A 26,437-nucleotide genomic window follows, 5' to 3' on the forward strand; every position below is an offset into this window, starting at 1 on the left:
GCCCGCCTCAGTTCAGCGTCGCGGTGAAGCGCTCATAGCGCTCCGCCCACACCATCACCATGGCGCCGAGCGACATGGCCAGAATGGAAAAGCCGATCAGGATGTTGAGCGGCATGGCGATGAAGAAGATCTGCGCCTGCGGCATCAGGCGCGACAGCACGCCCAGGCCCAGATAGAAAACCAGACCGAACACGATCAGCGGGCTGGCGATCTGAACCCCGATGATGAAGGCGTCGATGAACAGGCCCAGCGCCCAGAAGGCCGCATCGCCCCACATCGGCGCCTCTCCGGCCGGCATCAGCTCGTAAGAGCCCGCCGCCGCCAGCAACATCTGCTGATGCAAGGGCGTGATCAGAACGATGACGATAAAGATCAGGTTCAAAAACTGGGCGGGCAGCACGCCGGCCTGGCCCTGGGCCGGGTCAAAGGATTGCGCCATGGCGAGGCCGGTCTGGTAGCCGATGATCTGGCCGGCGATCGCCCCTGCCGTCAGCAGAATGCGCGAGGCCGCCCCGATCATCACGCCAATCAGGGTTTCAAGCGCCACCAGCACGCCGACACCCGCAAGCGTCTCGGGCGGCGCCGGCAGCATCGGCGCAATGGATGGGCCGACCACTAATGAAAAAGCCAGCGCGAACGCCAGACGCAGGCGCACCGGAATCGACGTTTCGCCGATGCCCGGCATCAGCATCAATATCCCGCCCATGCGCGCAAACACCATGGCGCCGGCGAAAATTGTGAGCGAAAGATCAAAACCGGCCAGCATGGCCGTCAGCCTGCGATGATTCGGTCGGCGATCGTTTGCATGAAACCGTTCAAAAGCGCGCCCATCATCGGCAGGAAGATCAGAAGCGCCAGAAAGATCACGATGATTTTCGGCACAAAGACCAAGGTCATTTCCTGCACCTGGGTCAGGGCCTGAAACAGGGCGATCAGAACGCCCACGGCCAAGCCGATCAGCATGACCGGCGCCGCCATGCCCAGCATCACCCAGATCGCTTCAGCGCCAATGTCGAGGACTTCGCCCGCGGTCATGATGGCTTCCTTCTGATGCGCCCAGAGCGCCACACTGCCTGCATGCACGGATTCTATGCCGCCGCGCAAAGGTTCAGAGGTAAAGTTTTATGCGTCGCGCTTTGTTTAACGATTTGTCATGTTGGCGCGCATTGGCGCAATCGCCGTCCGGGTGCAGCATGTCGCGATATAGGGCGGACATGTATCCGCCTTCGGGGAGACACGTATATGATCAAGACACTTCTTTGCAGCGCGGCGTCTATCGCGCTTCTGACCGCTGGCGGCGCCTTTGCGCATGACGGCGCACATGTCAGCGCCAATTTGGCCAGCGCCGCGACGGTCGCGCAGCAGGCTGAACAAACAGAAACCGAGCGCCTGTACGCGTCCTTCCAGGAAGCCTTCCTGGAGGAAGTATCGCGTTCGCCGGAAATTCAGACCTATCTGGGGATGATTTCCGACATCGACGCCTATGGCCGTTGGGATGATCGCTCGGACGCCCGCCAGATCGAGAATTTCGAACGCGGCCAGCGCCGGGTTCAGGACATGCAGGCCGAGTTTGACCGCGATCTGCTGACCGACGCCGGCAAGGTCTCTTATGATTTCGCGATCAGCATCGCCGAAAACGACGCGCGTCAGTTCGCCGTGCGCGACAGCCGCTATGTGTTCTCGCCCATGGGCGATTCCGTCTCTGACCTGACCACGTTCCTGATCAACAACCACCGGGTTGCGACGCAGGAACACGCTGCGGCGTACGCCTCGCGCCTGGAAGGGATCGGCGAGGTCATCGACACCCTGACCGCACGCGCCGAGGAACGCGCCGCAAACGGGGTCACCCTGCCCTTGTTCGCCTATCCGCGCCTGACCGCGTCGGCGCAATCTCAACTGACCGGCGCGCCGTTTGAAGAAGGCGCGGAAGACAGCGCGCTCTTCGCCGATTTCAAGGCCAAGGTGGACGCGCTCGACATTGACGATGACGCCAAGGCGGATCTGGTGATGCGCGCTGAAGACGCGCTGCTGAACGTCTATGTGCCGGCGATGGAGCGCTATATGGCGGCGCTGGATCGCATGGAAGCGATCTCTGATGATCGTGCCGGCGTCTGGAAACTGCCCAATGGCGAAGCTGCTTACGCCGCTTCTCTGGCGCAATTCACCACCATTCCGGAGATGACCGCCGAAGAAATCCATGAACGCGGTCTGGCGGAAGTGGAGCGTATCCATGGCGAGATGCGCGAAATCATGGCGCAGGTCGAATTTGAAGGCAGCGTGCAGGACTTCTTCGCCTATATGCGCACCGCCGAGCAGTTCCAGCTGCCCAATACGCCCGAAGGCCGCCAGGAATATCTCGACCGCGCCACAGCCGTGATTGAAGACGTCATGGAGGTCGCGCCGCAATATTTCGACACCCTGCCCGAAGCGCCGCTGGAAGTGCGCGCGGTCGAGCCCTGGCGTGAAGCGACGGCCACCGGCGCCTTCTACAACCAGCCCGCGCTCGATGGCTCGCGCCCGGGCTATTACTACGTCAACCTGTCCCAGATGCAGGACAATCCCACCTATCTGCTGGAAAGCCTGTCGCTGCACGAAGGCGCGCCCGGTCACCACTTCCAGATCGCGCTGACCCAGGAACTGGATGACGTGCCGATGTTCCAGCGCTTTGCGTGGAATTCCGCCTATGGCGAAGGCTGGGCGCTTTACACCGAATGGCTCGGCAAGGAGATGGGCTTTTACGAAGACCCGTATTCAGACTTTGGCCGCCTGTCGTATGAAGTCTTCCGCGCTGCACGCCTGGTGGTGGACACCGGCCTTCACCACTATCAGTGGGACCGCGAGCAAGCGATTGAGTACATGCTGGAAGCGACCCCGATGACCGAGGGCGACATCACCCCGGAAGTCGAACGCTACATCGTCTGGCCCGGCCAGGCCGTGTCTTACAAGACCGGTATGATCTTCATCCAGGACCTTCTGTCCCAGGCTCAGGAAGAACTCGGTGACGACTTCAGCTGGGGCGGCTTCCATGACGCGGTCCTGACCGCTGGTCCGCTGCCGCTTCCCATGCTGGAAGACCGGGTCAACGCCTGGATCGATACTGTGAAAGCAGGCTAACCCCCTCACCCCGCCTGCTTCACAGCAGAAACCCCGCAAGGCCTGCAGCCTTGCGGGGTTTTTCATGCCGGCCTTCAAGGCGTAACCGCCACGCTCCAGGCCAAAGTCAGCGCACAAAAAACACCCCCGGAGCCGCGCTTCGGGGGTGTTTTGTTTCAGCCTGGCGAGGCGCCCTAGATCGGCATGCGCAGGATTTCCTGATAGGCGCGGATGACCTGATCGCGCACGGCGACGACGCTTTCCAGCTGGACTTCAGCGGCGGCCACAGCGGTGACCACATCCACCAGCTCGGCCTGACCGGTGGCGGCCTGGGCGCTGAGCTGTTCTGACTGGCTCAGCGTCTCCTGAACCGATTGCACGGCGTTCATCACCATGTCGCCGAAATCACCGCCCTCGGTCTTGGCGAGCTCGGCGGCGTTGTTCGTGGACGGCGTCACGCCGGCAGCCTGCTGGGCGGCGGCGGTATAGGCGCGGATAGCAGCGAGATCCATAAGTCAGCCCCTTTCTAGAGCCGGCGGTGCGGTGCGTTTAACGGCGCAACAGGTCGAGCGTGCGCTCAAGCATGCGGCGCGTGCCTTCCACCATGGTCAGATTCGCCTCGTAGGACCGCTGCGCATCGCGCATGTCCATCAGTTCGACCAGCGAGGACACATTGGGATATTTCACATAGCCCTCGCCATCCGCCGCCGGGTGGCCGGGCTCGTAGACCATGCGGAAATCTGACTCATCGAGCGTAACGTCGTTCATACGCACCAGCTCCGTGCCCACCTGACGGTCAAACTCGGACTGGAACACCGGGATCTGACGCTGGTACGGATCTTCGTCCGCTGTCCGCGCCGTCGATTGAGCGTTCGCCACGTTTTCCGCAATGACCCGCATGCGCGAGGATTGCGCGCGCAGGCCGGCTGCGGAAATCTGCAGGGTTTCAGAGACGCGATCGACCATAGCCGTCTGCCTTTCTGGCGTTGCTTAGGATCACTGACCCGGCGAGCGGCTCGCCATGCGGATCATGTTCAGGCTCTTCTGGTACAGGCTCAACGCCGTCTCGAACCGCATCCGGTTATCGTTGGCGTCGACCATCTGTTCCTCGATCACGACCGAATTGCCGTTCGAGGTGGTTTCACTGTCCGGCGCGCGCTCGGTGCGGAATTGCCGCGAACCGGACGCCCCGCCATCACCGCCATAATGCATGGCGTGCGTGGTGCGCATGCCGCCGGAAGCCTGGGCTTGCCCGGCGAGCACGCGCTCAAACTCGCTGCGCGGAACATCACTGGGCGTGTATCCAGGCGTGTTGGCGTTGGCCACGTTTTCCGCAATGACGCGCTGACGGGCGCCGTGATAGCCCATCGTGTCACGCAGCATGGACAAGAGCGGTATGTCGTCAGGGCGCATGGGCGCCTCCGCCAGAGTTAACTTTGCATTCATCACCCTGAGCCGAGCCGGTTAAGGAGAGCTTAACTCCCTGGCCGACTCCCGTTAGGGCTGTTGATGAGGAGGCGCGCTGGCGCCTTTCCAGCTGTTGATGATGGGACGAAGCGACTTTGGACCAGCTTGATATCATACGGTATTTCGCCGCCCTGATCTTGGTGCTCGGGCTTTTAGGCGGATTCGCGGTGGTCGCCAGACGCGCGGGCTGGATGGGACCGATGCCGATGCTGGACCGCTGGTCGACACCGGCGCGCAAACGCCGCCTGTCCATCACCGAGACCTTGATGCTCGATCCGCGCCGCAAGGTGGTGATCGTGCGCGTGGACGACGCCGAACATGTGCTGCTGCTGGGCGCGGACCGCGAGCAAGTGCTCGACCGCGCGCCCGCCAAAGACGAGCCTGTGTTCGAACCTCTCGCCCCGGACGCGCTCGACGCTGAAGCGGAAAACCCCGGCGCCTCCATCACACGGCTGGGGCAGAGCCAATGAAGGCCGCGCGCTGGATGTATCTGGGCGCCCTGATCGCGTTCGCCCTGGGGCTGGGGCTGATCGGCGCGCCGGACGCCCATGCCGCCGCCGGGCCGGGCCTGTCGATTTCGCTGGGCGGCAATGACACCGCGTTGACCGAGCGCGTCTTGCAGATGATCGCGCTGTTGACGGTGCTCAGCCTGGCGCCGTCGATCCTGATCATGACCACCAGCTTCATCCGGATCGTGGTGGTGTTATCCTTGCTGCGGACCGCGATCGGCCTGCAGCAAAGCCCGCCCAACGCCGTGCTGATCTCGCTGTCGCTGTTTCTGACCGCCTTCATCATGTCGCCGGTCTTCACCCAGGCCTATCAGGACGGTGTGGAGCCGCTGCTCAATGGTCAGATCAGCAATCAGGAAGCCTTCACCGCCGCAACCCAGCCAGTCAAAGCCTTCATGCTGGCCCATACCCGAGAAGAGGATCTGGGGCTGTTTTTGAACATTTCGGGCGAAGAGCCTGAAACCCCTGAAGCCACGCCGGTCTATGTGGTGGCGCCCGCTTTCATGATTTCAGAACTGAGGCGCGCCTTCGAGATCGGCTTCTTGCTGTTCATCCCCTTCCTGATCATCGACCTGGTGGTGGCCAGCATCCTGATGTCGATGGGCATGATGATGCTGCCGCCGGTGATCATCTCACTGCCGTTCAAGCTGATCTTCTTCGTGCTGGTGGATGGCTGGACTTTGGTGATCGGGTCTCTGGTGCAGAGCTTTGAACGCATGCCGCCCGGCGGCTGATCAGCTTTCAGGGCCCGCAGTTTCATCATAGCGACCGAACCCTGCCATCAGCGCATCTGTGCGCTGGACGTTCGCGATCTGACCGACCAGTGAGCTCAGCCGGCTGTCGCCGGGCGCCACAGAGCGGTTGGCGACCGTGCTGAAGGCGGCGGCGTGTTCGGTCTCTCCCATCGCCCGGCCATAGCGCGCGACGACCCGGTCCATGCCCGCTTCATCGGAAACCAGCGCATAGGCGATCAGGGCGCGCAAGACATCATGGGCTTCAGCCGACGACAAAGCCCGGTCCGAGCGCCAGCGGTCGCCCAGAAGCGCTTCCATCAGGCGTCCGGCTTCAGACCAGTTGCGCCCTTCCCAGGCGATATCCGCGCGCAGGCGGTCCGCTTCGGGGCCCTGATCATAGGCGACCAGCTCCAGCGCATGTTCGGTGCGGCCAAGCGCCGCCAGAGCGCGCGCCTGAAGAACGCGCCGCTCGTCCACCAGCTCTGTGGGCAGCCCCGCAATGCGGGTGCTATCGAGCGCCCGCAAAGCGTCGGATGCACGATTGTCGATCAGATAGACCCGCGCCAGATCGGCGGCGACTTGAGCCCGCGCCAGCGAGGTCATGGTCACCCGACGCTCAAAGACCTGGTGGGCCAGAAGCTCGGAGGCCGGCTCCAAGAGATCCACGTCCACCAGCCGGGCGGCGATGCGGCGCGCCATGCGCAAGCCATCCGGTCCCGGCGGCGTCAGGTCCTGATGCTCGTACCAGAGCGCCAGCGCCTCCATCGGGTCCATCCGGTCACCCAGACCGTTCAGGAAAATGTCGCGGAACAGAGTCTCCAGCCGCACGCTCAACCGGCGCGCCTCGGGCGTGTTGGAAAAGCGTGACAGAGCGCTGGACATGGTGTTCAGCGCTTCAGGGAACCGGCCTGCATCCGCATAGACCTCGCCCAACATGGTGGAGGCTTCAACTTCCACATCATCGCCGCGCCAGCGAAAGCGCAGGCTCTCCAGGGTTTCGACCGCTGCATCCGGCGCGACGAGATCATTGGTGAACTCCAGCCGGACCTTTTCCAGAAGCGCGCGGGCTTGCGCGGGCCGCCAGTCAGAGCGGCTCAGCGCATCATAGAGCGCAATGGCCTGCTCCACATCGCCTGACGCCGCGGCCAGACCCGCCTGAACCATCGCCGCTTCCGTGCGCGCTTCCAGGTCGTAATCCTCCGCCTCGACCACGTTGAGCAAGGGCTCCACCGCGCCCAGATCATTGGTTTTCAGCACCGACATGGCGTGCAGGGCCGACAGGCGCGCGCGCCAGACCGGATCAAAGAAATAGATCGCTTCGCGCCCCTGCTCGAACCGGCGTCGCGCCTGCGGCCAGTCGCCCAGTTGGGCGGACACGGCGCCGCGCCAGGATTGGGCGGCGGGATCGTTCAGAAGCACCGGGTGGGACAAATAGCGATCCGCATCGTCATAGCGCCCTATCATATAGCTGGCGACACCGCGCAAGGCGGCGATTTCCGGACTGGCGTCCAGCGAGGGGTTTTCCTCCACCGCCAGCTCGACCAGGCCCAGCGCTTCCGCCGCCAGCTGCCATCCCAATTTGAAGCGCGCCAGATTGAGAATCGCGGCTGGGTCCAGCTCTGACGCCCGACGCTGCAAGATCACCATCGAGTCGCGATAATCGCCTTCGCCCCGATACGCCGCCAGATCCAGAAAACCGGGCGTGACGGGACGATCAAGCGAGCCAGACAGACCAGGAGTGGCCGCCCGCGTCAGGGCCAGACCGCCTGGACGGCTGAGATCCGCGCCCCCCGCGCGCACGGTGAAGATGAGGTCATCGGCCAGAGGCTGCAGCGCCACGCCTTGAGTGGAGGGCAGCATCACCGCTTCCACATACTGGCGGGGTGAAATCACCCCGTATTTCTCGCCATCGCTGGTCAGCACCATAATGGAATCGCCAACAACCGGATCCGTCACACTGCGAACGCTGCGCGCGCCATTGAAATTAAACCGCAGGCGCGCGGGGCGGTTCACCCCGGTCTCGCGCGTCACGCGGATCGGCGCGGGCGGCTGGTCCACGGTTTCGCTAAAGGTCAGAACCCAGCTCGTTCCAACAGGCCGCACATCCGTCTGGGTGGAATTCGGCGCTTCGATCCGCAAGGCTGTATAGTCCGCCCCGCGCAAGACTTCATGATTTCGGATATGGCGGCCGGCCAGCGTGGCCATCTCACCCACATCCAGCTCCGCGCTGGCGTCAAACACCACCCAGATCGCCTGACCGCGCCGAAACACGGCCGCGCCCGGCAGCGAAGCCCAGGGAAAATTAAGCACCACATCCGTGCCGTTGCGGCGCGCTTCGACCTGCACGATCCCTCCTTCGGGCACAGGGTCGGGGCGTGCCGCGACATCAGGGCGCGTCAGGTTCGGGGTCTCGAAATCAGGCGTATCAAGAGCTGCATCGTCGTCGGCAGCCGGCTCCACGCTTTCAGACGCGGGCGGCGACTGAGCTTGAAGCTGATCGGCATAGTCTGACAAAGCCGCCAGAACCGCTTCAGCGCCGCCAGCGGCGCCCAGGGAGACGTCAAACACCACCCGCCCCGGCTCATCAGACCAGACCCGCGCTTCCGCGCCCGACGCCAGAAGGAAGGACAGCGACAGACTATCCGCCTGTCGCTCTGTCACGGCGTCAATAAAGCGCGGCGGCGCAGCGGTCAGCGGCGCCAGGTTCAGCTCGGCCGCCCGTGAAAAGGTCAGCACGGCGCGGCCATCCGCCTGCTCCAGCGAATAAGTCACCGCCTCGGGCCATTGAAACACGATCCGCGAATACTCAGCCGCTTCGCCAATGCGCATGTCCACGGGCAATGCAGGCGGCGGCGCGGCTGCTGCGGCGGCGTCCGCAGCCGCCTGGGCGCGCGCCTGACGGGCGCGTTCAATCTGGGCCAGCTCATAGGGGCTGACCACGTCCTCGAGCGGCGCGGCGCCGGGTGGCGCGATATCAATGGCGATAATGTTGTGAGACACCGACACCCGGCTTTCCAGGGTCCGGTTCAGCGCCAGCCGCAAGGTCCGCCCATCCGGGTCCAGACGCGCCATGGCGATGTAATCGGGCGCCGCGGCGGTGATGGCGGACACGTCCGCCTCGATCGGCTCGGACAATCGCGCCACCAGAACCGCGCCGGCGGCGACTTCCGCGTCAGCGCTCAGCCCCTCACCGTCCATTTCGGGCAGGCTGATCTGAACGCGGGTCGTCTGCCCCTGCCTCGACACGTCGATTTGCGCCGGCGACTGGGCCAGGGCCGACGCCGACAGCACGGCGCCCAGCGCCGCGCTCGCAAACAGGGCGAGCCGCTTATCCTGCCGCCGCTTCAAGGCGGGCCTCCGCTTCCGCGGTTGTTTCGGGCGGTTCAGCGCGCATGCGCAGCATGAAGGTCAGCTCGGCGGCGAAGCTGGGCTCCATCTCCGCCATGACGCTGGCGAATTTGCGCGCATTGGTGGTCTGCAGCTGTTCTGCGACCAGAAGCAGCGTCGTCTCATCGGTTTCACGCATGGACGTCAGGATGCGGGCCGCCGCATCGGGCTCGAGCTGGGAATACACGGCGACGATGGCGTCCACCTGCTCTTGGCGGCGATCATCAAGCATGCCCAGCAAGCCGCGTACTTCATCGCGCAGGGCCTCAAGCTCGGTCACCCGATCATCCACGCGCAGCTCCGCCACGCTCAGCAATTGCTCGCGCGTATCGAGCTCGGCTTCGCGCTGATCCAGCGTCCGCCGGCGTTCCGCCAGGCGACGCTCCAGACCCAGCTGCGCCGTCGTCGGCGCCGCGCGTGGCGCGGGCGCGGCGGAAGGGGGCGGTGCAGCGGGCGGCGCGGGTCCCTCGTCCACAACTTCCTCAGGCTCGTCCCCGCCATGCCCGTCATCCGCCGGCGGGGCCGCCGCTGCGTCGGCACGCTCGGAAATCAGCGTCGCAGCTTCATCGACCAGCGACAGGGATTTCAAACCCAGGAGCCCGGCCAGGACGACCGCCAGCAGCATGAGAGGACGGACAGGCGTCATGATCAGCGCAGCGCCTTCAACGCATTCAGACGGCGACGTGAGCGTGCGGTTTCAGGGTCTTCATCGTCAGCGCGCGGCGCCTCACGTCGAGGACGCTGGGTCAGACGCTGGGCGCTCATATCCGCTTCCCCGGACAAAAAGCGCAGCTCATCAGCCAGCTTTTGCGCCCGCTCGGTTTCTTTTCGCAGACTTTCCCCGCCATCGCGGCTCGCACGGTCCAGCGCGCCCAGGGTGGCGCGTGCACGCTCCACCGCATCGTTCAGCGCGGAGATAGTCCCCACCAGGCCATCCTGCCCGTTGCGCAGAGCGCGCAAACGGCGATCCACACGCCAGCACATGACGACCGCCATCGCCAGAAGGATGCAGACAAGTGCTTCGAAAGCGAAACCGGCGAGCGTCATGTGAACCCCATCATTTTTTTCTTCGCCATGGCACTCAGCGGGCGATCCAGGCGAACCCCTATGTTGTGCCCGATTCGGCCCATATGACCGTGCGTCAACGGGATGTCATCGCAGCGTAGCTCGATCAGGCCATCCGGGCCCGCATCCAGCATCAAGGTGTCGCCGACCTTGAGATTCATCACTTCGCCCAAGGGCTTCTGCATCTCATCCAGAACCGCGCTCACCTCCATCTTGGTGGACCACAATTCGGTGGCCAGGTGGCTTTCCCAGATATTGTCGCGGCCGAACTTCTCGCCCATGAACTGCTGCAGCAGCATTTTACGAATGGGTTCGAGCGTGGCGTAAGGCAGCAAGAGCTCGATACGGCCGCCGCGGTCTTCCATGTCGATGCGCAGCTTGACGAGGATCGCCGCGTTCGCAGGCCGGGCGATGGCGGCGAAGCGCGGATTGGTCTCGACCCGGTCGAGATCGAAATCCACTTCCGTCAGCGGCGCGAAGGCCTGGCGCGCATCCGCCAGCACCACTTCGATCATCCGCTGAACCAGCGTGCGTTCGATGGTGGTGTAGGGCTGCCCTTCGACCCGCATGGCCGAGGTGCCGCGCCGTCCGCCCAGCAGAACGTCCACGATCGAATAGATCAGATTGGAGTCCACTGTCAGCAGGCCGTAGTTATCGAGCTGCTTGGCGCGGAACACCGCCAGGATCGCCGGCAGCGGGATCGAGTTGAGATAATCGCCGAAGCGGATGGACGAGATATTGTCCAGGCTCACTTCCACGTTGTCAGAGGTGAAATTGCGCAGGCTCGTCGTCATCAGCCGCACCAGGCGGTCAAAGACGATCTCCAGCATCGGCAGGCGTTCATAGGACACCAGCGCCGAATTGATGATTGCCCGGATGCCCGAGCGCTCATTGGCGTCGTCATCAGAAACCGAAAAGCCCAGAAGGGAGTCGATTTCTTCTTGATTGAGGATGCGTTCGGGGCCGGAAGACTGCTGGGCCGGCAGGAAGGTTTCACCATCCCCGTCGACCATGGCCTCCCATTCGGACGCCAGGTCGTCGCCGTCATCGCCCAAGGAGTCAAAGTCAGGCTGTTCGCCCGCAGCAGCGGCCTCCCATTCAGCCGCCATTGCATCCTGATCGATATCGTCGTCCAACGCAGGTCTCCGCTATTGCTGCATCACGAAACTGGGCAGCAGAACGCCATCCACAGTCTTGGGGGCCAGCACCAGATTGGTGCGGCGGATCAACTCCATCCGAATGCGGTGTGATCCGGTCGAGCCGTCAATGTCTTCGACCCGCAAAGCGCGGAAAAAATCCACATATTCGTCGCGCAGCAGGATTTGAACGTCTTCGCGCGCCAGAAGCTCGGCCACGTCGTGGTCGGAATAGGCGAGCGCGATCTGCACTTCCAAAAGCACCGATCGGTTGTCCGGGCCGGACATATCCACGATCAGCGGCTCTTCAAACCGGAAGAGCTCGGCCAGATGTTCCTCGGTCGCCTCCGTGGCATAGCCCTCGCCATGACCATCAGCGGAGGCTTCACCGTGCTCTTCGCCATATTCCCCCTCGGCGGCGACCTCTTCGTCACCACCGCCCAGGAAAAACAGAGCGCCCGCCACCCCGGCCAGAATGACGAGGATCACGGGCAAACCGATGAAAAGGATCATCTTCTTGAGGCCGCCTTTCTTGGCTTCCTCTTCGCCTTCTTCACCTTCGGCGCCCTCTTCGCGCGTTTCGTCTTCGGTGTCTTCAGCCATGAAGCTGATTCCCTCGCCTTACGGATTAGTCCAGTACAGCCAACGATTAATCAGTGCTGCGGTTAACGATCCGTTTGGAAACGGCTTCGCTGGGCAGATTTTTCCCCTCTGTGACGGCTCGACAGGCAAGGCTGGCCGCCCAAAAGCGCCGCCCCTTCAATCGCATGTATATTTTTCAACACGTTAACCATGGCACGGTGTTTGCCATGAGTCTGGGGACGCTGCCAGAAGTCGCAGCAACCGCCTTCAGAAGGACGCCTGGCGATGGACAACACCATGCTGATCGGACTGACCCGCCAGCTGACCTTGCGTCGGCAGATGGATGTGGTCGCCAACAATATCGCCAACGCCTCCACGCAAGGTTTCAAGGCCGAGCGCATGATGCTCGAACCTGACACCGCGTTTCGCGCCCGCCATCAAGACGGCCCCAACCGCGCCCAGTTCGTCGACGAATGGGCGATGGGCCGCGACTTTTCTCAAGGCTCGCTCACCAATACGGGCCGCCCGTTGGATCTCGCTTTACAAGGCGACGGCTTCTTCATGGTGGAGCTAGATGGCGTCGAGCGCTTCACGCGCGACGGCGCCTTCACCCTGAACCCTCTGGGTGAAATGGTCGCCAGCGACGGCGCGCAAGTGCTGGACGCCGGCGGCGCGCCGATTGTGCTCGACCCCAACGCCGGACAGATCGTCATCGGCGAGACCGGTGAAATCACCCAAAACGGCCAGGTCATCGCGCAAGTGGGCGTCGCCCAGTTCGCCGATCAGGGCGTTCTGACCAAAACCGGCGACAATCGCTACACCGCGCCCGAAGACGCCGAACGCGTGATCGAAGAGCTGCCGCAGATCAAACAGGGCTTTCTGGAAAGCTCGAATGTGCGGCCCATGCTCGAAATCACCACCATGATGGAAGTGAGCCGCGCCTATGCGTCGGTCACCCGCATGATCAAAGACACCGACGAACTCAGCCGCAAGGCCATTGACCGCCTTGGTCGCCCGTAACGTTCTATTCTGAAGGAGGCCGCAGCCATGCGCGCATTGTCCACCGCCGCCACCGGGATGGAAGCCCAGTCACTGGCCGTCGAGGTGATCTCTCACAACCTCGCCAACATGAACACGATCGCGTTCAAACGTCAGCGCGCCGAGTTCGAAGACCTTTTGTACCAGACCGTCTCCCAGCCGGGCGCCAATTCCTCGGACGCGGGCACCATCGTGCCGACGGGCGTTCAGGTCGGCCTCGGCGTCAACGCCGGCTCGGTTTACCGCATCGCCGAACAAGGTGGTTTGAGCGAAACCGGCAACAGCTATGACGTCGCGATCTCCGGATCCGGGTATTTCCGCGTTCAGCTGCCGGACGGCAATGACGCCTACACCCGGGCCGGCAATTTCTCTCTGAGCCCCAACGGCGAGATCGTCACGGCGGACGGCTATTCGGTCATGCCGGGCATCGTGGTCCCCGCCGAAGCGCGCCAGGTGGTGATCAACACCCAAGGCCAGGTGCAGATCCTTCTGAACGGCCAGCCCGCCCCGCAAGTGGTGGGTCAGCTTGAACTTGCGACCTTCCCCAACGAAGCCGGCCTTGAGCAGATCGGCGACAATTTGCTGCTGGAAAGCGCCGCGTCGGGCGCGCCCAATCTCGGCGCTCCCACCGATCCCGGTTTCGGGCAGGTGCGCCAGGGCTTTGTGGAAGTGTCCAATGTGGACGCCGTCACCGAAATCACCTCTCTCATCCAGGCCCAGCGCGCCTATGAGATGAACGCCCGGGTCATTACGGCTGCGGACGAGATGCTCGCAACCTCCTCCAATCTGCGCTGAGGAAAGGCTAAGCCATGCTTCGCACCCTCACTCTTATTCTGGCGCTCTCGACGGGCGCAGCGGCGGCGCAGGAGGTCAGCACGTCCGTGGTGCTCAAGGAGCGCCTGGTCAGCGCCGACGCCGTCATCACCCTGTCCGATCTGTTCGACATCACCGGCGAGGCTGGCGACACCCAGCTCGCTCGCGCCCCGGCGCCGGGCCGAGCGATTTCGCTGGACCCTGACTATGTGCGCAATGCGGCGGCGCGCGAGGGCTTTCACTGGGCGAACGCCGGCGGCGTTCTGCGCGTCACCGTCGAGCGCGAAGCGCGCACGGTCAGCGCGTCCGATATTTCAGATCTCGTCCAGGAAGCGCTCTATGTGGAGACGGGCCACGCCTATGCGGTCAATCTCTCAAATATGCGTCAGGACCTGTTCGCGCCCGCTGACGCCTTGGGCGGGCCGGAGCTGATCAGCTTTGACCATGACGCCAGCTCCAACCTGTTCCGCGCCCAGATCGCGGCGTATCCGGGCGGCGAACCCCTCACCGTGTCGGGCCGAGCGCAACGGGTGACCAATGTGCCGGTGCTCAACCGCACCATTGCGCGCGGCGAGACCATCACCGCCGCAGATGTGGACTGGGTCCGCCTTCCCGAAAGCCAGGTGCGCGGCGAAATCTTGCTGGCGGAAGCTGATCTTGTGGGCATGTCGGCCAAGCGCGCCCTGAGCCCGGAGCGTCCCTTGCGCAGCTTTGACGTGGAGCCGCCCATCGTGGTCGAGCGCGGCGAGCTGGTGTCTCTGGTCTATCAGGTCGGCCCGCTGATGCTCAGCGCCCAGGCCCGCGCTTTGGAGAATGGCGGCGAAGGCCAGTTCATCCGTTTTCTGAACCTGCAATCAAACCGCACGGTCGAAGCCTGGGTCGAAGCCCCCGGCCGCGCCAGTGTCCTTGGCGGCCGCAGCGCCGCACGCCCAAGCGAGTCCTGAGCCATGATGTCTAAACGCTTTTTGATGTGCAGCGCCGTTCTTCTGGGCGCCCTGTCGCTGACCGCTTGCGCGACCACGGACCGGCTGTCCTATGTGGGGCAAGCGCCGCCCATGAATGATATCAGCAACGCCGCAGCACTGACCGGTCAGGCCGGCGCCAATGGTCCCACAGCGGGTCAGGCGGAAGCGGCGCGCCTGGCCCGCGCCCGCGCCATCGCCGAGGCGCGCGCCCAGTCTTCAAACCCCAACTCCCTGTGGCGTTCGACCAACTCCACGACGTTTTTCGGCGATCCGCGCGCCGCGCATGTGGGCGATATCCTGACCGTCAGCATCGACATCGCCGACAGCGCGACCGTCTCCAATCAGACCACGCGCTCGCGCACCACGTCTGAAGACTCAAACCTGACCAACTTCTTTGGCGGCGAAGCCGCGCTCAACCAGTTCTTCAATGATGCGGTCGACCCTGCGAGCCTCGCCAGCTTCGGATCGGCCTCCTCCACCCAGGGCGCCGGCAATATCAATCGGTCCGAGAGCATTTCGATGACCGCCGCCGCGATTGTGGTGGACGTGTTGTGGAACGGCAATCTGGTCATCCATGGCCGCCAGGAAGTGCGCATCAACAATGAAGTGCGCGAGCTGCTGATCTCCGGCATCGTCCGGCCCCAGGACATCGCGGCGGACAACACCATCGATCATGAACAGATCGCTGAGGCGCGGATCTCCTATGGCGGACGCGGCCACATCTCTGAAATGCAGCGCCCGCCTGTGGGTCAGGAGCTCTACAATCTCCTCTGGCCGTTCTAGGGCAAGCTTATGAGCATGACGATCACGCGGACCGAACACGCAAATGGCCGCGTTCTGGAAATCCATATGAGCGGCGTCAATACAGCCGCGCAAAGCCTCGCCAATGCGCCGAAGCTGGGTGAACGTGTGCATGAAAACGGCTATACGGGTTTGATCATGAATTATCAGGGCTGCCGGTTTGATCACACGGTGGGCCAGTTCACCAAAGTCGCCGAAGCGCTCGACAAGAGCCTGCCCAAGCAGCTTCGGGTCGCCTATGTCTATGAGCAGAGCAATCTCATGCACGCGGCCTACATCACGCGCCTGATGAAATCTGCGGGTTTTGTCACGCGGGCGTTCGAAGATTTTGATCAGGCCCTGTTGTTCGCCGCGAACGAGGATGGCGAATAACTGACCGACCCAATCAGCTGGGTAAGGAAACCGAAGCACTGACCGGGGTATGCTCTCCAGGGGCTTTAGCTGTCCACAGGCGTCTCTCAGAATGAGAACTTACTCCCTCGAACGCATCGAATTACCAGAAATCGGCGTTCTACGGTATAATATTACCGGTTTAGAGACGAACGCCGAAACTGAACCTGGCTTGATCGCGATCTGTCGGCGGTTGACTGATCAGCCTCAGTGGACTGGCGTTCTGTTTGATCACAGCCAATCCTTGATCATTTACACGCTGACCGAGTTCAACCAGCGCGTGGAGTACGCCATCGCGCATTTCCCTCGACGGGCCAAGCTGGCTTACGTTTATAATCCGCGAACGCTTGTGATTTCGGCACGAACAACAAAAATGCTCAATGCTGCAGGGATAAACGCGCAAGCCTTCTTCACTGCGGAAGAAGCGCTCGACTTTCTCACCTGCGATGAAAGCTGGTCGCGTCAGGCCTAGCAGACCTGACGCTTGCGTCTCTAATTATCGCGGTGGACCCGCTCGGAGCGTTCATGACGCTCCTGGGCCTCAAGGCTGAGCGTGGCGACCGGGCGCGCATCCAGACGCGCCAGCGAAATCGGCTCGCCCGTCTCCTCGCAATAGCCGTACTCGTCTTCCTCGATCCGGCGTATCGCCGCTTCGATCTTGGAGATGAGCTTGCGTTGGCGATCTCTCGCCCGCAGCTCGAGCGCACGATCGGTTTCTGTCGACGCCCGGTCCGCAAGGTCGGGCAAGGCGCCAATATCTTCTTGAAGGTTTGAAAGCGTCGAACGGCTCTCGCGAAGGATTTCATCCTTCCAAGCCAACAACTTCCGCCGGAAATATTCTTTCTGGCGTTCATTCATGAAGGGTTCGGACTCGCTGGGACGGTAGCCCGCCGGCAGCTCAATGCTTGAATCCATAACACTCATGAGACCGTCTCCGTATGCAGCCCCCGCCGGCCTGAGCGCGGCGGAGAATATCGACCGTCGAGGTCAAGTCAATCTGCTCATACGGTTACAGAGCAAATTCGACAGGACGATGATGAAGATGTGACGGTCGCATCGCCCCCTCTGGCAATGCGATCAGGCGCTTAGCTTCGCCAATTCTACGGCGGCGCGGATTTCCACTTCGTCGAGCGCCGCTTCCAGACGTGGATCATGGGTCGCGTCGCGACGCGATTGCAGCGTCTCCATGAGCTTGACCAGCGTGTCTCGCGGCAGCACGCCGTCCAGAAGCGCCAGTTTCAGATCGTCAAGAATATCGAGAAGTGAAAAAGCCCGTTCGGTCGCCTGGCGCTTGGCCGTGACCGCATCGCCAGCCCCCTGAAGCGCCAGCAAGGCGTCAACCGATCCGATGGCCGAGGCGCCGCTCAGCGCAGAGGCTGAGACAGATCCGCTTGTTGACGGCGCGCCCTCAGGCGAAAAACCTGAAGCTTTTGAGGCTTCACCTTTACGCTTGGCGCCGGACGCCCCCTGTACGGGTCGGGATGAATTGACCTTCATAATGCCCTTCGAATCCTCTCAAAGCATGAGACAACAGTGCTTAATCAAACTTAATGAGTGCTTAAAGCGCTCACTCGGCAGGATTTGCCCCCACCCCATGCAATACCGCGGCCTCGGCAAGGTTTTCCCAGCCGCTCTGTATATATTTCAATAGGTTGACACGTTCAAAACTGGCATGGTTCTCGCAATGGGACAGGTGTAGAAACCTGACCCGTCGGAGAATTCCGCCAGCATGACCCGCCTGTTAATCGCTTGCCTCACGCTTTTCTGCCTTGCAGCGCCGCTGGCTGCGGCCAATCCGCGAATCAAGGACATCGCGGATGTGGAAGGCGTTCGCGACAACCAGCTGGTGGGCTATGGCCTGGTCGTGGGCCTGGACGGCACCGGCGACACCTTGCGCAATGCGGTGTTCACCCGGCAGGCGCTCAACTCCATGCTGGAGCGCTTCAACATCAATGTACGTGAAGCCGATCTGCGCACAGGCAATGTGGCCGCGGTGATCGTCACCGCAGAACTGCCGCCCTTCTCCATGCAAGGCTCCCGCGTCGACGTCACAGTGTCAGCGCTTGGCGATTCAGACAGCCTTCAGGGCGGCGTACTGATCGCCACTCCGCTGATGGCCGCCAATGGCGATGTCTACGCGGTGGCGCAAGGCTCGCTGGCTGTGGGCGGGTTCGCCGCCGAAGGCGACGGGGCCTCGATCACCCGCGGCGTGCCCACCAATGGCCGAATCGCCAATGGCGGCGTCATCGAGCGCGAACTGGACTGGGATCTGGCTGGCCAGGCGCAAATCCGCCTGGCGCTGCGCAATCCCGATTTCACCACCGCGCGCCGCATGGCCCAGACCATCAACGCCTTTTTGGGCGCTGACGCCGCAGCGGCGCAAAACCCCTCCACGGTCGCGCTGACCCGCCCGCTTTATTTTGACGGCGATATGGTCGCGCTGATCGCCGAGGTCGAGCAATTGCGCGTCGAGACCGATATGCGCGCCCGCGTGGTGATCGACGAATCCACCGGCACCATTGTGATGGGCGAAGATGTGCGAGTCTCCACCGTCGCCATCGCCCAGGGCGGACTGACCATCACCGTCACCGAGAGCCCGCAAGTCAGCCAGGCCCTGCCCTTCGCGGATGGCGGGGAAACGGTCGAAGTGCCTCGCACCACTGTGAACGTGGACGAAGAACTCCGCGAAATGGGCGTGCTGAACGGCACGGTCAGCCTGCGTGAGCTTGTGGATGGCCTCAACGCGCTGGGCGTCAGCCCGCGCGACATGATCACCATCCTTCAAAGCATCAAGGCCGCCGGCGCGCTGCAAGCTGAAATCGAGGTGCTGTAATGGACGGAATGCTTGACGCCCAGATGCAGAACGCGCTGCTCGCAGCGCGTGGCCCTGCGTCCACATCACGCTCGACCGCCGGCCAGACGCCTGACCAGATCCGCAAGACGGCTGAAGACTTTGAAGCGGTCTTTCTGTCTCAGATGATGGAGCAGATGCTGGGCGAGACCACGGAATCCAGCTTTGGCGGCGGTCCGGGCGAGAACGCGTTCAAATCCATGCTCAATGAAGAATACGCCAAGGTGATGGCCAAAGCGGGCGGCATCGGCCTGGCCGATTCCGTGATGCGCGAAATGCTGGCCATGCAAGAACAAGGAGGTGCGTGATGACTGAACTGGCGGCTGCAAACCCGACCGAACGCGCCCAGGCGCTGATCCAGCTGACGGGCCGATTGACCGAACTGCTCGATCAGGAAACCGAGCTGTTTGACTCGCACATGCCCCATAAGGCTGTGGAGTTTCAGGCCGAGAAAACCAAGCTGGCGACGCTCTATCGCACCGAAACCAAACTCGCCAGCAAGGACCGCTCGCGCCTGTCTGGCGTCGATCCTGAACTCAAGGCCCAGCTGAAGACCTCCACCCGGGCGTTCGAAGACGCCCTCGCGCGCAACGGCGCCGCGGTCGAAGCCCTGAAAGTGCTGACGGAAGGCCTGGTCAAAGCCATCGCTGATGAGGCTGCGCGCCAGCAGCAGACCCAGGTCGGCTACGGGCCCGGCGTCAAAGCAGGCGGCGTCTCCGCCCTCGCCTATAACCAGACGGTCTGATCCAGTTGCGGTTCACAAAAAACCCCGGAGCAGCGCTCCGGGGTTTTTTGTCTGTGCCGGTCAGACGCTCTTAGAACAGACCAAGCGTTGTACTGCCGCTGCCGCTCTGAAGGCGCTCCAGTCCCGCTTGATAGTTTGAAACCTGCGCCGTCAGGTAAGCAGGCACCGTGCCGCCGCGCTTGCCCGCCTGCGGGCCGTCCAGAAGCGCCTTCAGCGCGGGATCGGTCGTCAGATCACGATAGGCGCGCTGGATCACGGACTGAGCCTTGGACAAGGCCTCAAGTGCTTTCGCGGCGCCGTCCTTGTCTGAAATCGACAGGGAGGTCGGCAATTCCAGCGCAAAAATCTCAGGCGCGTCTGAGGTGCTGTCCTTGTCCAGAAGCGACGCCTTGCCGATGATCGAGCCCTCGGGCAGTCCCAAACCGCTCAGGGCGTCACGCCCGTCATCGCCGGCGAACAGCTCGATCTTCACGCCTTCCTTGGGCTTGATGCGCAGCATGTCGCCATTGGCCGACCGGCGTACGTCCGACGTGCCGTCCAGCACCAGCACAGCGTTCAGCTTGAAGGTCAGAGACCGCATGGTCTCGTCATCATCGATGGTGATCTTCTTTTTCCGGCCGCCATCCACGGAGATGAAGAAATGGTCGCCTTCGCGCACGCTCGAGCGTGCGGTGATCACGCGGCTGTCCGCATAGCGCACTTCACCGGTGGGAAAGCCGAGTTTGTCGAGCGCATTATCGCCGGTGGGATCGACCACCACTGCATTGGCTTCCGCAAGCCCCGCCCGGCCAGACAATTGCTGGGTGAAGGTGACCGCGCCGCTGGTCGTATCCAGCCCCGCGACGAAGGCGTTACGGGCGCCGTTCTGGGTCTGCCCCGGCAGCGCGCCAGAGGTTTTGCCAGCGATATAGGCCACCCCATTGCTGACCGTTACGGAGGTCGCGGAATTGCCCTCGGCTGAGCCCAGGAAGGTGGTGAAGTCGACGCTGGCGGTCGGACCGTCAGAGATTTTGACCAGCACGGCGTCACGACCGCCAGCGTTCGCCTCAATCGGCGCTGAGGGAGAGAAACCCGCGCCCGCGGCGCCCGCCAGATAGATCGCGCCGTCATCAGCCACCGTGATCTCGCCGATACGGCCATCGTCCATATCGCCCAGATCAAGCGTCCAGACCGGCGCGCCGGTTCCGTCATCGCCCGCAGCGTATTTGGTGAGCACAGCGCTGCCGTTTACTTCACTGGCGACGATCAGGCCGCCATCGGCCGCTTGGGCGATGGATTTGGCGGTGTCATTCTCGGCGCTGGCGCCCGCGGCGCGCGTATACAGGATCGCGCCGTTCTCATCGAGCGCGCGCAGATACCCGTCTGTCTTGCCTGCATTGACCACGCCGCCGACCGGCGCGCTGGTCTGGCCCGCTACATAGATCGTGCCGTCCGCGCCGACGCTGACGGCGGTCGCTTCATCATCCTTGTTGCTGCCAAAGCGCTTGGTCCATTGCTCGACGCCGTCGGCGGAGAATTTGGAGACCAGGGAATCCGTGCCGCCCAGCTCGGTCGTGTCGCCCAATGCGCCCTCGACAGAGCCCGCCACCACGACATTGCCGTTGGCGTCCAGCGCGATCGAAGCGCCTTCCGCTGTGCCGCCTGACCCCAATGTGCGCGCCCAGACCTGTTTTCCAGTGGTGTCATAGCGCATCAGGATCAGATCCTGCTCGCCCTTGATTGACTGTCCGGCCACGCCATTCGCCGCATGGCCGACCACATACAGCCCACCATCCGCGCCCTGGACGGAATCTAGAATGCGCAGCGGGTTGGAGGCCGTCTTGGTGCGGGTTTCGGTTTCACCCTCTTCACCGCCTGGCACGGCGACGTCAGATGTCGTCACACTGCCATCAGCGTCGATGCGGCGCATGAAGGCCGCCTCGCCGCCATTGGCGATATCGACATATTTGGTCAGCTGGCCGCCCGCACCTTCAGTATCGCCGGAGACGCCGGCCATATAGACCGCAGGATTGCCGGTTGCAGGCGCAAAGCTCAGGGTTTCGGTGAGAATACCCTTGATCTTGAAGCCGAAATTATCTCCGGGAATGATCCCGTTCTCGTCTTCCTCGCCGATCTTAACCCGCTCGATCCGGCTGAGCATGCCAGCGTTTTCAAGCTCGGTGTTGATGAAATCGGCGACATTGTCGAGCGTGCGCGGGGTCGCGCCCATATTGGCCAGGTCAATGGCCACGGGCGTGGTCGCGCCAGACTTTTTCACGCTGATGGTGAAGGAGACATCGCCCAGAAACCCGTCCACTTCGGCGTCAAAGGCGCCGGAATGAACAATGGGCGTCACATATTCGGATATTCCGCGCGAAATCGCCAGATTGCTTTCCGCCTTGGAGAGTTCCTCGCCCTTCAGCACAGTCACGCCTTCAAGGGAGAGCTCGCCGAAGAAGCTGTTGAGCTGGTTCAGGCCTTCCTGAAAGCGGCGATCCAGGAAATCGCGGCGGCTGTCCGCCGTGTCTTTTTCAGCCGCTTCCGACCCCAGCGCCTGCAAGCGGCGCAAGCCTTGATACATGGCGAAGAGCTGTTTCTCGTCCTCGCCCACGTCCAGGCTGGCGAAATCGCCGAGCTTCTTGTCAAAGAAAACGCCGTCGGCCAGGGCGCTGCGTTTGAGCACGTCGAGCGCTTCGATCTCGCCGCGCGCATCCCAGGGCGGCAAGACATCGCTGGAGGAGGATCGGTCGGAGCTTTGGGCATTGGCCGCAGACTGGGAGAACGCCGTCGTCCGAGACAACGCCGTTGCATTCTGCGCGCCATACCAGGCGCTGAGAAGATTGGACGAAATGACCATGGTCTTCGGCCCGAACCTGTAAAGCTCGATACACCTTTTGCATCGAATCGCAGACTAGCGCCCGACCTGCAAACAAACCGTTAGGATATAAGGTGAACGAACCGCCAAGCTTTTAGGCGGCAAAGGGAAACCGCATGGGCCGCGTTTCGACGCTGGCGCGTTCGGGCGAAACCAGACGCGCATAGTCCACCCGATCCGCATTCAACTCGCTCAGATCCGGGCGGCGCAGGCACAAAGCCGCCATCTCGGCCGCGGTCGCCGTCAGGGCCTTCTCGCCCAGCTCTTCAAAGACCGCTTGCAAGAACGCCGCGTCCTCGGGCGTCTCCAGCATCCAGCGCAAATGCTCCAGCCCGCCGCCGGGGCCCGTCAGATTGGCGCGGGTGAGGTCAGGATTGCGCCGCATCCAGCCCGTCACCGAGCGCCGCTCGGCCAGCGTGTCCGCCTTGCGATCCGCTTCGTCGAGCAACAGGGCGGAAAACGCTTCGCAATCCAGCCCGTGCGGGAAGCGCGCCGGCATGGTGTTGGAGGCGTAATCAGCGCGCGCATCCGTCAACAGCGCCAGCACGCCGCCCGCAATGACAGGGTCAATCACCGGACACTGGCTGGTGAGCCTTACGACAACGGACGCGCCGGCCTCGCGCGCCGCCTGCGCCACAAGGCCCAACGGATCCGCGGCGGGACCGCGCACCACCATGACGGCGCCATCACACGCCTCTTCGGCGATCAGGTCATGCTCACGATCATCGGGGACGGCGCAGACCACCAGGTCGACGCCGGGAATGCGGCGGGCGCGTTCGAGCCCGCACGCCAGGGCGGTGCGATCGCCGAGATAGACAAGTTCACGATCCGCAAGGGCGCTGGGTCCGCTGCCGGCCTGAATGATCACAGTCGCGCCCATCATGTCCCCCAAGACTGGAAAGCTGTTGCTCTCATCGAATCCGATTATGGATTTACCGCGCCTAACGGGCCGTTAACCGACACCGCGGATCGTGGCGTCAAGAATGTGTCCATGACCCATGGAAAGTCATCTCAATGAGCCAGCCCCCGAAGACCTCCAATTCCACGGACGAAGACGTCAACCGTCTGTTTCTGGGGCGCGACTTTCGTAGCCCGCGCATTGATCTGAACGGCAAGACCATCTTGATCACCGGCGGCACGGGGTCCTTCGGGCATCATTTCGTCCAGACCGTGATCAACGAATACAAGCCCAAAAAGCTGATCGTGTTCTCACGCGACGAACTCAAACAGTATGAGATGGCTCAGCGCTTCAGCCCTGAAGAGCACCGCTTCATGCGCTATTTCATCGGCGATGTGCGCGATGAAGGCCGGCTGGACATGGCCATGCGCGGGGTCGATGTGGTCGTCCACGCCGCCGCGCTCAAACATGTGCCGATCGCGGAGTACAATCCGTTTGAATGCATGCGCACCAATGTGTTCGGCGCGGAAAACGTTGTGCGCGCCGCCATCAAGCGTGGGGTTCAGCATGTGTGCGCCCTCTCCACGGACAAGGCCGCCAGCCCGATCAATCTTTACGGCGCGTCCAAGCTGGCGTCCGACAAGATCTTCACCGCCGCCCAGCACATGGGCGGCGAAGACGGGCCGACTTTCTCGGTCGTGCGTTACGGCAATGTGGTCGGCTCACGCGGTTCGGTCGTGCCGTTCTTCAAGAAACTCGTCGCGGAAGGCGCGGACCACCTGCCCATCACGGACCCGCGCATGACCCGGTTCTGGATCACCCTCGATCAGGGCGTGAATTTCGTGCTTTCAGCCCTTGAAATGGCCAAGGGCGGCGAAGTCTTCGTCCCCAAAATCCCGTCCATGAGCACGGTGGATCTGGCGCGCTCGATCGCGCCCAACCTGCCGCACAAGATGGTCGGCATCCGCCCGGGTGAAAAACTGCACGAGGTGATGGTGCCAGAGGACGATTCCCGCTCCACGGTGGAGCTCGAGGATCGCTATGTGATCCTGCCGCACAGCTCTGAGCGCCTGCGCGCGGAATGGTTCGCCGACGGCGCCGTGCCAGTGCCTGAAGGGTTTGAATATCAGTCAGATTCCAATCCCGAGCGCCTGGATGCGCGCACCTTGCAGAATATTCTCAACGAAAAGCTTGCGCTGAAAGCCTGATCCATGACCCATGATCCCGTGAACACCTGGTCGGGCGAGTTCGGCGACGAATACACCCAACGCTGCAGCCCTGAAGAGTTTCGCATCCGCGCCCGCACCCGACTGTGGTCACGCTGGCTGGACGCGTTCGGGACGCGCGAACCCCAGACCATTTGCGAAGTCGGCTGCAATCTCGGCCTCAACCAGCGCGCCCTGCAGCGTTTGAGCGATGCTGAATTGTTCGCGGTCGAGCCCAATGACAGCGCGCGCGACACCTTGATCAAGGACGGCGTGCTGCCGCAAACCCATATCCGCGCCGGTCGCGGCGAAGATCTGCCTTTTGACGATTCCAGCATGGACCTCGTCTTCACCAATGGCGTTCTGATCCACGTTCACCCCGACAATCTCGGCCAGGTGGCCGATGAGATGTATCGCGTCTCCAAACGCTTCATCCTGGTGTCGGAGTATTTCAATCCCGACCCGGTCGAGCTCGTCTATCGCGGCATGACCGACCATTTGTGGAAGCGCGATTTCGCCGGCTTTTTCCTGGATCGCTTCAAGGATCTGGAAGTGGTGGCGGACGGGTTCAGCTGGAAACGCACCAGCAATCTCGACAACCCGACCTGGGCGTTGATGGAAAAGCGCCCCGCCTAGCGCCGGTCAACGGTCACGACCCCGCTTTATAGCCCCAGCGTCGCTTTCAAAGCTGAAACCACGCGCATCGGGTCTTCATCAGACATGGCCGGATACAGCGGAAGCGACAATGTGCGCGCATAATGGCGCTCGGCGCCCGGCAAGGTCTGTTCGCCATAGAGCGCTTTGTAATAAGGCTGGTGGTGGACGGGGATGTAATGAACCTGAGTCCCGACGCCGCGTGCGCGCAGGGCGTCCATGACATCCGCGCGGCTCTGGCCCGCCGCGTCAAAATTAATTCGCACATTGTACAGGTGACGGCATGGATCGACGCTCGCCCGCCCTGCGGGCGGCTGCACCAGCGGCGCCAGCCCGGACAAGGCGTCATCATAGAGCTGCGTCAGCAAACGGCGCCGCTCGGCGAAGCGCGAGAGCTTGTTGAGCTGAGACAATCCCAGCGCCGCATTGATGTCAGGCATGCGGTAATTCCAGCCCAGCGCCTGCATTTCATACCACCAGGGCTCGGTTGCCCCCTCGCTGCGCTCAAACCGGCCCGGCTCACGCACAACGCCATGAGAGCGCGCATGGGCGACCCGGTCCGCTGTCTCAGGATCCCGCGTGGTGACCATGCCCCCTTCCCCGCACGCAAGCGTCTTGACCGGATGAAACGAGAAGACCGCCGCATCTGAATGAGGGCACGCGCCTACGGGCGTCCCTGTCTCATCCAGACTGCCCACAGCATGAGAGGCGTCCTCCACCACCGACAGGCCATGATCGCGCGCCAGGGCGCTGAGCGCGGGCATGTCGCAAGCGACGCCAGCCAGATGGACAGGCGCAATCAGTCTCGCCCGGCTCTGAGATCGCTCCAGCGCCTCGGCCAGAGTGTCCGGCGTCATCAAACCTGTGTCAGGGTCCACATCCGCAATCACCACATCTGCACCGCAATACCGGGCGGCGTTGGCGGTGGCGACAAAGGTCAGCGCCGGAACAATGGCGCAATCGCCCGGCCCCAGGCCCAACGCGTCATAGGCGAGATGCAGCCCCGCCGTCGCGGAATGACAACTGAGCGCATGGGGCGCAGAGACGGCTTGAGCAAAGGCGGCTTCAAAGGCTGTGACCCGAGGGCCTGTCGTCAGATAATCAGAGGTCAGGCAAGCGGTGACTGCGGCGATGTCGTCATCGTCGATCCATTGACGGCCATATGGCAAAAACCCGTCGCTCATGCATTCGCTCCCTGAGTTCGCAACACACTGTGCTGAGTCCGCGCCCCGCTGAAAACAACAAACCGC

The 26,437-nt window shown here is 62.8% G+C and carries 29 protein-coding genes; 14 read left to right on the forward strand and 15 right to left on the reverse strand.

Going from position 1 to position 26,437, the window contains the following annotated elements:
* Positions 1 to 7: 7 nt before the first annotated feature.
* Both fliR and fliQ read right to left on the reverse strand, forming a co-directional pair.
* On the reverse strand, positions 8 to 766 hold the full coding sequence (fliR, locus tag ACQ66J_RS02400) for a flagellar biosynthetic protein FliR (protein ID WP_430430350.1): 759 nt from the start codon (positions 764 to 766) through the stop codon (positions 8 to 10).
* Positions 767 to 771: 5 nt separating this feature from the next.
* Positions 772 to 1,035, reverse strand: a complete 264-nt coding sequence (fliQ, locus tag ACQ66J_RS02405; protein WP_022699958.1) for a flagellar biosynthesis protein FliQ — start codon at positions 1,033 to 1,035, stop codon at positions 772 to 774.
* A gap of 207 nt (positions 1,036 to 1,242) precedes the next feature.
* Here fliQ and ACQ66J_RS02410 point away from each other — a divergent pair, with 207 nt between their 5' ends.
* Entirely contained in the window at positions 1,243 to 3,114 is a 1,872-nt protein-coding gene (locus ACQ66J_RS02410) for a DUF885 domain-containing protein (RefSeq protein ID WP_430430351.1), read from the forward strand.
* A 173-nt stretch (positions 3,115 to 3,287) separates the two neighbouring features.
* Here the strand turns inward: ACQ66J_RS02410 and fliE are convergent, their stop codons facing one another.
* The 3 genes from fliE to flgB are packed head-to-tail and all read right to left on the reverse strand — an operon-like array spanning position 3,288 to position 4,506.
* A complete protein-coding gene (gene fliE / locus ACQ66J_RS02415) occupies positions 3,288 to 3,605 on the reverse strand; it encodes a flagellar hook-basal body complex protein FliE (protein ID WP_375548660.1) in 318 nt (105 codons plus the stop codon).
* Between the two features lie 37 nt (positions 3,606 to 3,642).
* Positions 3,643 to 4,059 (reverse strand): flagellar basal body rod protein FlgC, encoded by a 417-nt coding sequence (gene flgC / locus ACQ66J_RS02420; protein WP_022699962.1) that lies wholly within the window; start codon positions 4,057 to 4,059, stop codon positions 3,643 to 3,645.
* A 30-nt stretch (positions 4,060 to 4,089) separates the two neighbouring features.
* Complete coding sequence (gene flgB / locus ACQ66J_RS02425; RefSeq protein ID WP_375548658.1) at positions 4,090 to 4,506, reverse strand: flagellar basal body rod protein FlgB; 417 nt, start codon at positions 4,504 to 4,506, stop codon at positions 4,090 to 4,092.
* Positions 4,507 to 4,655: 149 nt separating this feature from the next.
* Here flgB and ACQ66J_RS02430 point away from each other — a divergent pair, with 149 nt between their 5' ends.
* Positions 4,656 to 5,030, forward strand: a complete 375-nt coding sequence (locus ACQ66J_RS02430) for a flagellar biosynthetic protein FliO (protein WP_430430352.1) — start codon at positions 4,656 to 4,658, stop codon at positions 5,028 to 5,030.
* The gene (gene fliP, locus ACQ66J_RS02435; protein ID WP_375548656.1) at positions 5,027 to 5,803 is read left to right on the forward strand and encodes a flagellar type III secretion system pore protein FliP; all 777 of its coding nucleotides are present in this window, start codon (positions 5,027 to 5,029) and stop codon (positions 5,801 to 5,803) included. The genes ACQ66J_RS02430 and fliP overlap by 4 nt, the downstream gene beginning before the upstream one ends.
* Here the strand turns inward: fliP and ACQ66J_RS02440 are convergent, their stop codons facing one another.
* Genes ACQ66J_RS02440 through ACQ66J_RS02460 form a run of 5 tightly spaced genes read right to left on the reverse strand, consistent with a single transcriptional unit; the run spans position 5,804 to position 11,994 of the window.
* Positions 5,804 to 9,151 carry a tetratricopeptide repeat protein gene (locus ACQ66J_RS02440; protein WP_430430353.1) on the reverse strand — a complete coding sequence of 1,116 codons (3,348 nt, stop codon included), beginning with the start codon at positions 9,149 to 9,151 and terminating at the stop codon, positions 5,804 to 5,806. It abuts the gene before it with no gap.
* Positions 9,132 to 9,836: a MotE family protein gene (locus ACQ66J_RS02445; RefSeq protein ID WP_375548654.1), complete on the reverse strand. Its 705-nt coding sequence runs from the start codon at positions 9,834 to 9,836 to the stop codon at positions 9,132 to 9,134. Before ACQ66J_RS02445 ends, ACQ66J_RS02440 begins: the two co-directional genes overlap by 20 nt.
* A 2-nt stretch (positions 9,837 to 9,838) precedes the next feature.
* On the reverse strand, positions 9,839 to 10,237 hold the full coding sequence (locus tag ACQ66J_RS02450; protein ID WP_107712806.1) for a DUF6468 domain-containing protein: 399 nt from the start codon (positions 10,235 to 10,237) through the stop codon (positions 9,839 to 9,841).
* Positions 10,234 to 11,364, reverse strand: a complete 1,131-nt coding sequence (gene fliM, locus ACQ66J_RS02455; protein ID WP_430432220.1) for a flagellar motor switch protein FliM — start codon at positions 11,362 to 11,364, stop codon at positions 10,234 to 10,236. The genes ACQ66J_RS02450 and fliM overlap by 4 nt, the downstream gene beginning before the upstream one ends.
* 39 nt (positions 11,365 to 11,403) lie before the next feature.
* Positions 11,404 to 11,994 carry a flagellar basal body-associated FliL family protein gene (locus ACQ66J_RS02460; protein WP_430430354.1) on the reverse strand — a complete coding sequence of 197 codons (591 nt, stop codon included), beginning with the start codon at positions 11,992 to 11,994 and terminating at the stop codon, positions 11,404 to 11,406.
* Between the two features lie 264 nt (positions 11,995 to 12,258).
* On the opposite strand from ACQ66J_RS02460, the gene flgF reads away from it, so the two are divergent.
* The 6 genes from flgF to ACQ66J_RS02490 all read left to right on the forward strand — a co-directional run bounded on the left by flgF (position 12,259) and on the right by ACQ66J_RS02490 (position 16,452).
* Positions 12,259 to 12,993 (forward strand): flagellar basal-body rod protein FlgF, encoded by a 735-nt coding sequence (flgF, locus tag ACQ66J_RS02465; RefSeq protein ID WP_375548651.1) that lies wholly within the window; start codon positions 12,259 to 12,261, stop codon positions 12,991 to 12,993.
* 27 nt (positions 12,994 to 13,020) lie between these two features.
* Positions 13,021 to 13,806 (forward strand): flagellar basal-body rod protein FlgG, encoded by a 786-nt coding sequence (gene flgG / locus ACQ66J_RS02470; RefSeq protein WP_375548650.1) that lies wholly within the window; start codon positions 13,021 to 13,023, stop codon positions 13,804 to 13,806.
* 14 nt (positions 13,807 to 13,820) lie between these two features.
* Positions 13,821 to 14,768: a flagellar basal body P-ring formation chaperone FlgA gene (flgA, locus tag ACQ66J_RS02475; protein WP_375548649.1), complete on the forward strand. Its 948-nt coding sequence runs from the start codon at positions 13,821 to 13,823 to the stop codon at positions 14,766 to 14,768.
* Between the two features lie 3 nt (positions 14,769 to 14,771).
* The gene (gene flgH, locus ACQ66J_RS02480; RefSeq protein ID WP_375548648.1) at positions 14,772 to 15,572 is read left to right on the forward strand and encodes a flagellar basal body L-ring protein FlgH; all 801 of its coding nucleotides are present in this window, start codon (positions 14,772 to 14,774) and stop codon (positions 15,570 to 15,572) included.
* A 9-nt stretch (positions 15,573 to 15,581) separates the two neighbouring features.
* Positions 15,582 to 15,962, forward strand: a complete 381-nt coding sequence (locus ACQ66J_RS02485) for a hypothetical protein (protein ID WP_430430355.1) — start codon at positions 15,582 to 15,584, stop codon at positions 15,960 to 15,962.
* A gap of 91 nt (positions 15,963 to 16,053) precedes the next feature.
* Entirely contained in the window at positions 16,054 to 16,452 is a 399-nt protein-coding gene (locus tag ACQ66J_RS02490; protein WP_430430356.1) for a hypothetical protein, read from the forward strand.
* A gap of 20 nt (positions 16,453 to 16,472) precedes the next feature.
* On the opposite strand, the gene dksA is transcribed toward ACQ66J_RS02490, so the two are convergent.
* Together dksA and ACQ66J_RS02500 are read right to left on the reverse strand one after the other, a co-directional pair.
* On the reverse strand, positions 16,473 to 16,895 hold the full coding sequence (gene dksA / locus ACQ66J_RS02495) for an RNA polymerase-binding protein DksA (RefSeq protein WP_430432221.1): 423 nt from the start codon (positions 16,893 to 16,895) through the stop codon (positions 16,473 to 16,475).
* Between the two features lie 162 nt (positions 16,896 to 17,057).
* On the reverse strand, positions 17,058 to 17,477 hold the full coding sequence (locus tag ACQ66J_RS02500) for a flagellar assembly protein FliX (RefSeq protein WP_430430357.1): 420 nt from the start codon (positions 17,475 to 17,477) through the stop codon (positions 17,058 to 17,060).
* A gap of 232 nt (positions 17,478 to 17,709) precedes the next feature.
* On the opposite strand from ACQ66J_RS02500, the gene ACQ66J_RS02505 reads away from it, so the two are divergent.
* Genes ACQ66J_RS02505 through ACQ66J_RS02515 form a run of 3 tightly spaced genes read left to right on the forward strand, consistent with a single transcriptional unit; the run spans position 17,710 to position 19,576 of the window.
* Complete coding sequence (locus ACQ66J_RS02505; RefSeq protein WP_375548644.1) at positions 17,710 to 18,813, forward strand: flagellar basal body P-ring protein FlgI; 1,104 nt, start codon at positions 17,710 to 17,712, stop codon at positions 18,811 to 18,813.
* Positions 18,813 to 19,139 (forward strand): rod-binding protein, encoded by a 327-nt coding sequence (locus ACQ66J_RS02510; RefSeq protein ID WP_375548643.1) that lies wholly within the window; start codon positions 18,813 to 18,815, stop codon positions 19,137 to 19,139. The genes ACQ66J_RS02505 and ACQ66J_RS02510 overlap by 1 nt, the downstream gene beginning before the upstream one ends.
* Positions 19,139 to 19,576: a flagellar basal-body protein FlbY gene (locus ACQ66J_RS02515; protein WP_430430358.1), complete on the forward strand. Its 438-nt coding sequence runs from the start codon at positions 19,139 to 19,141 to the stop codon at positions 19,574 to 19,576. The genes ACQ66J_RS02510 and ACQ66J_RS02515 overlap by 1 nt, the downstream gene beginning before the upstream one ends.
* 70 nt (positions 19,577 to 19,646) lie before the next feature.
* On the opposite strand, the gene ACQ66J_RS02520 is transcribed toward ACQ66J_RS02515, so the two are convergent.
* Both ACQ66J_RS02520 and ACQ66J_RS02525 read right to left on the reverse strand, forming a co-directional pair.
* Positions 19,647 to 22,412 carry a hypothetical protein gene (locus tag ACQ66J_RS02520; RefSeq protein ID WP_430430359.1) on the reverse strand — a complete coding sequence of 922 codons (2,766 nt, stop codon included), beginning with the start codon at positions 22,410 to 22,412 and terminating at the stop codon, positions 19,647 to 19,649.
* A gap of 112 nt (positions 22,413 to 22,524) precedes the next feature.
* A complete protein-coding gene (locus tag ACQ66J_RS02525; protein WP_430430360.1) occupies positions 22,525 to 23,310 on the reverse strand; it encodes a glycosyltransferase family protein in 786 nt (261 codons plus the stop codon).
* Positions 23,311 to 23,444: 134 nt separating this feature from the next.
* On the opposite strand from ACQ66J_RS02525, the gene pseB reads away from it, so the two are divergent.
* Both pseB and ACQ66J_RS02535 read left to right on the forward strand, forming a co-directional pair.
* Positions 23,445 to 24,536: a UDP-N-acetylglucosamine 4,6-dehydratase (inverting) gene (pseB, locus tag ACQ66J_RS02530; protein WP_430430361.1), complete on the forward strand. Its 1,092-nt coding sequence runs from the start codon at positions 23,445 to 23,447 to the stop codon at positions 24,534 to 24,536.
* 3 nt (positions 24,537 to 24,539) lie between these two features.
* On the forward strand, positions 24,540 to 25,169 hold the full coding sequence (locus ACQ66J_RS02535) for a pseudaminic acid biosynthesis-associated methylase (protein ID WP_430430362.1): 630 nt from the start codon (positions 24,540 to 24,542) through the stop codon (positions 25,167 to 25,169).
* Between the two features lie 26 nt (positions 25,170 to 25,195).
* Here ACQ66J_RS02535 and pseC read toward each other — a convergent pair whose 3' ends face one another.
* A complete protein-coding gene (gene pseC, locus ACQ66J_RS02540; RefSeq protein WP_430430363.1) occupies positions 25,196 to 26,371 on the reverse strand; it encodes a UDP-4-amino-4,6-dideoxy-N-acetyl-beta-L-altrosamine transaminase in 1,176 nt (391 codons plus the stop codon).
* Positions 26,372 to 26,437: the final 66 nt, after the last annotated feature.

The organism is Oceanicaulis sp., from assembly GCF_965284345.1.
GTDB classification, from domain to species: domain Bacteria; phylum Pseudomonadota; class Alphaproteobacteria; order Caulobacterales; family Maricaulaceae; genus Oceanicaulis; species Oceanicaulis alexandrii_A.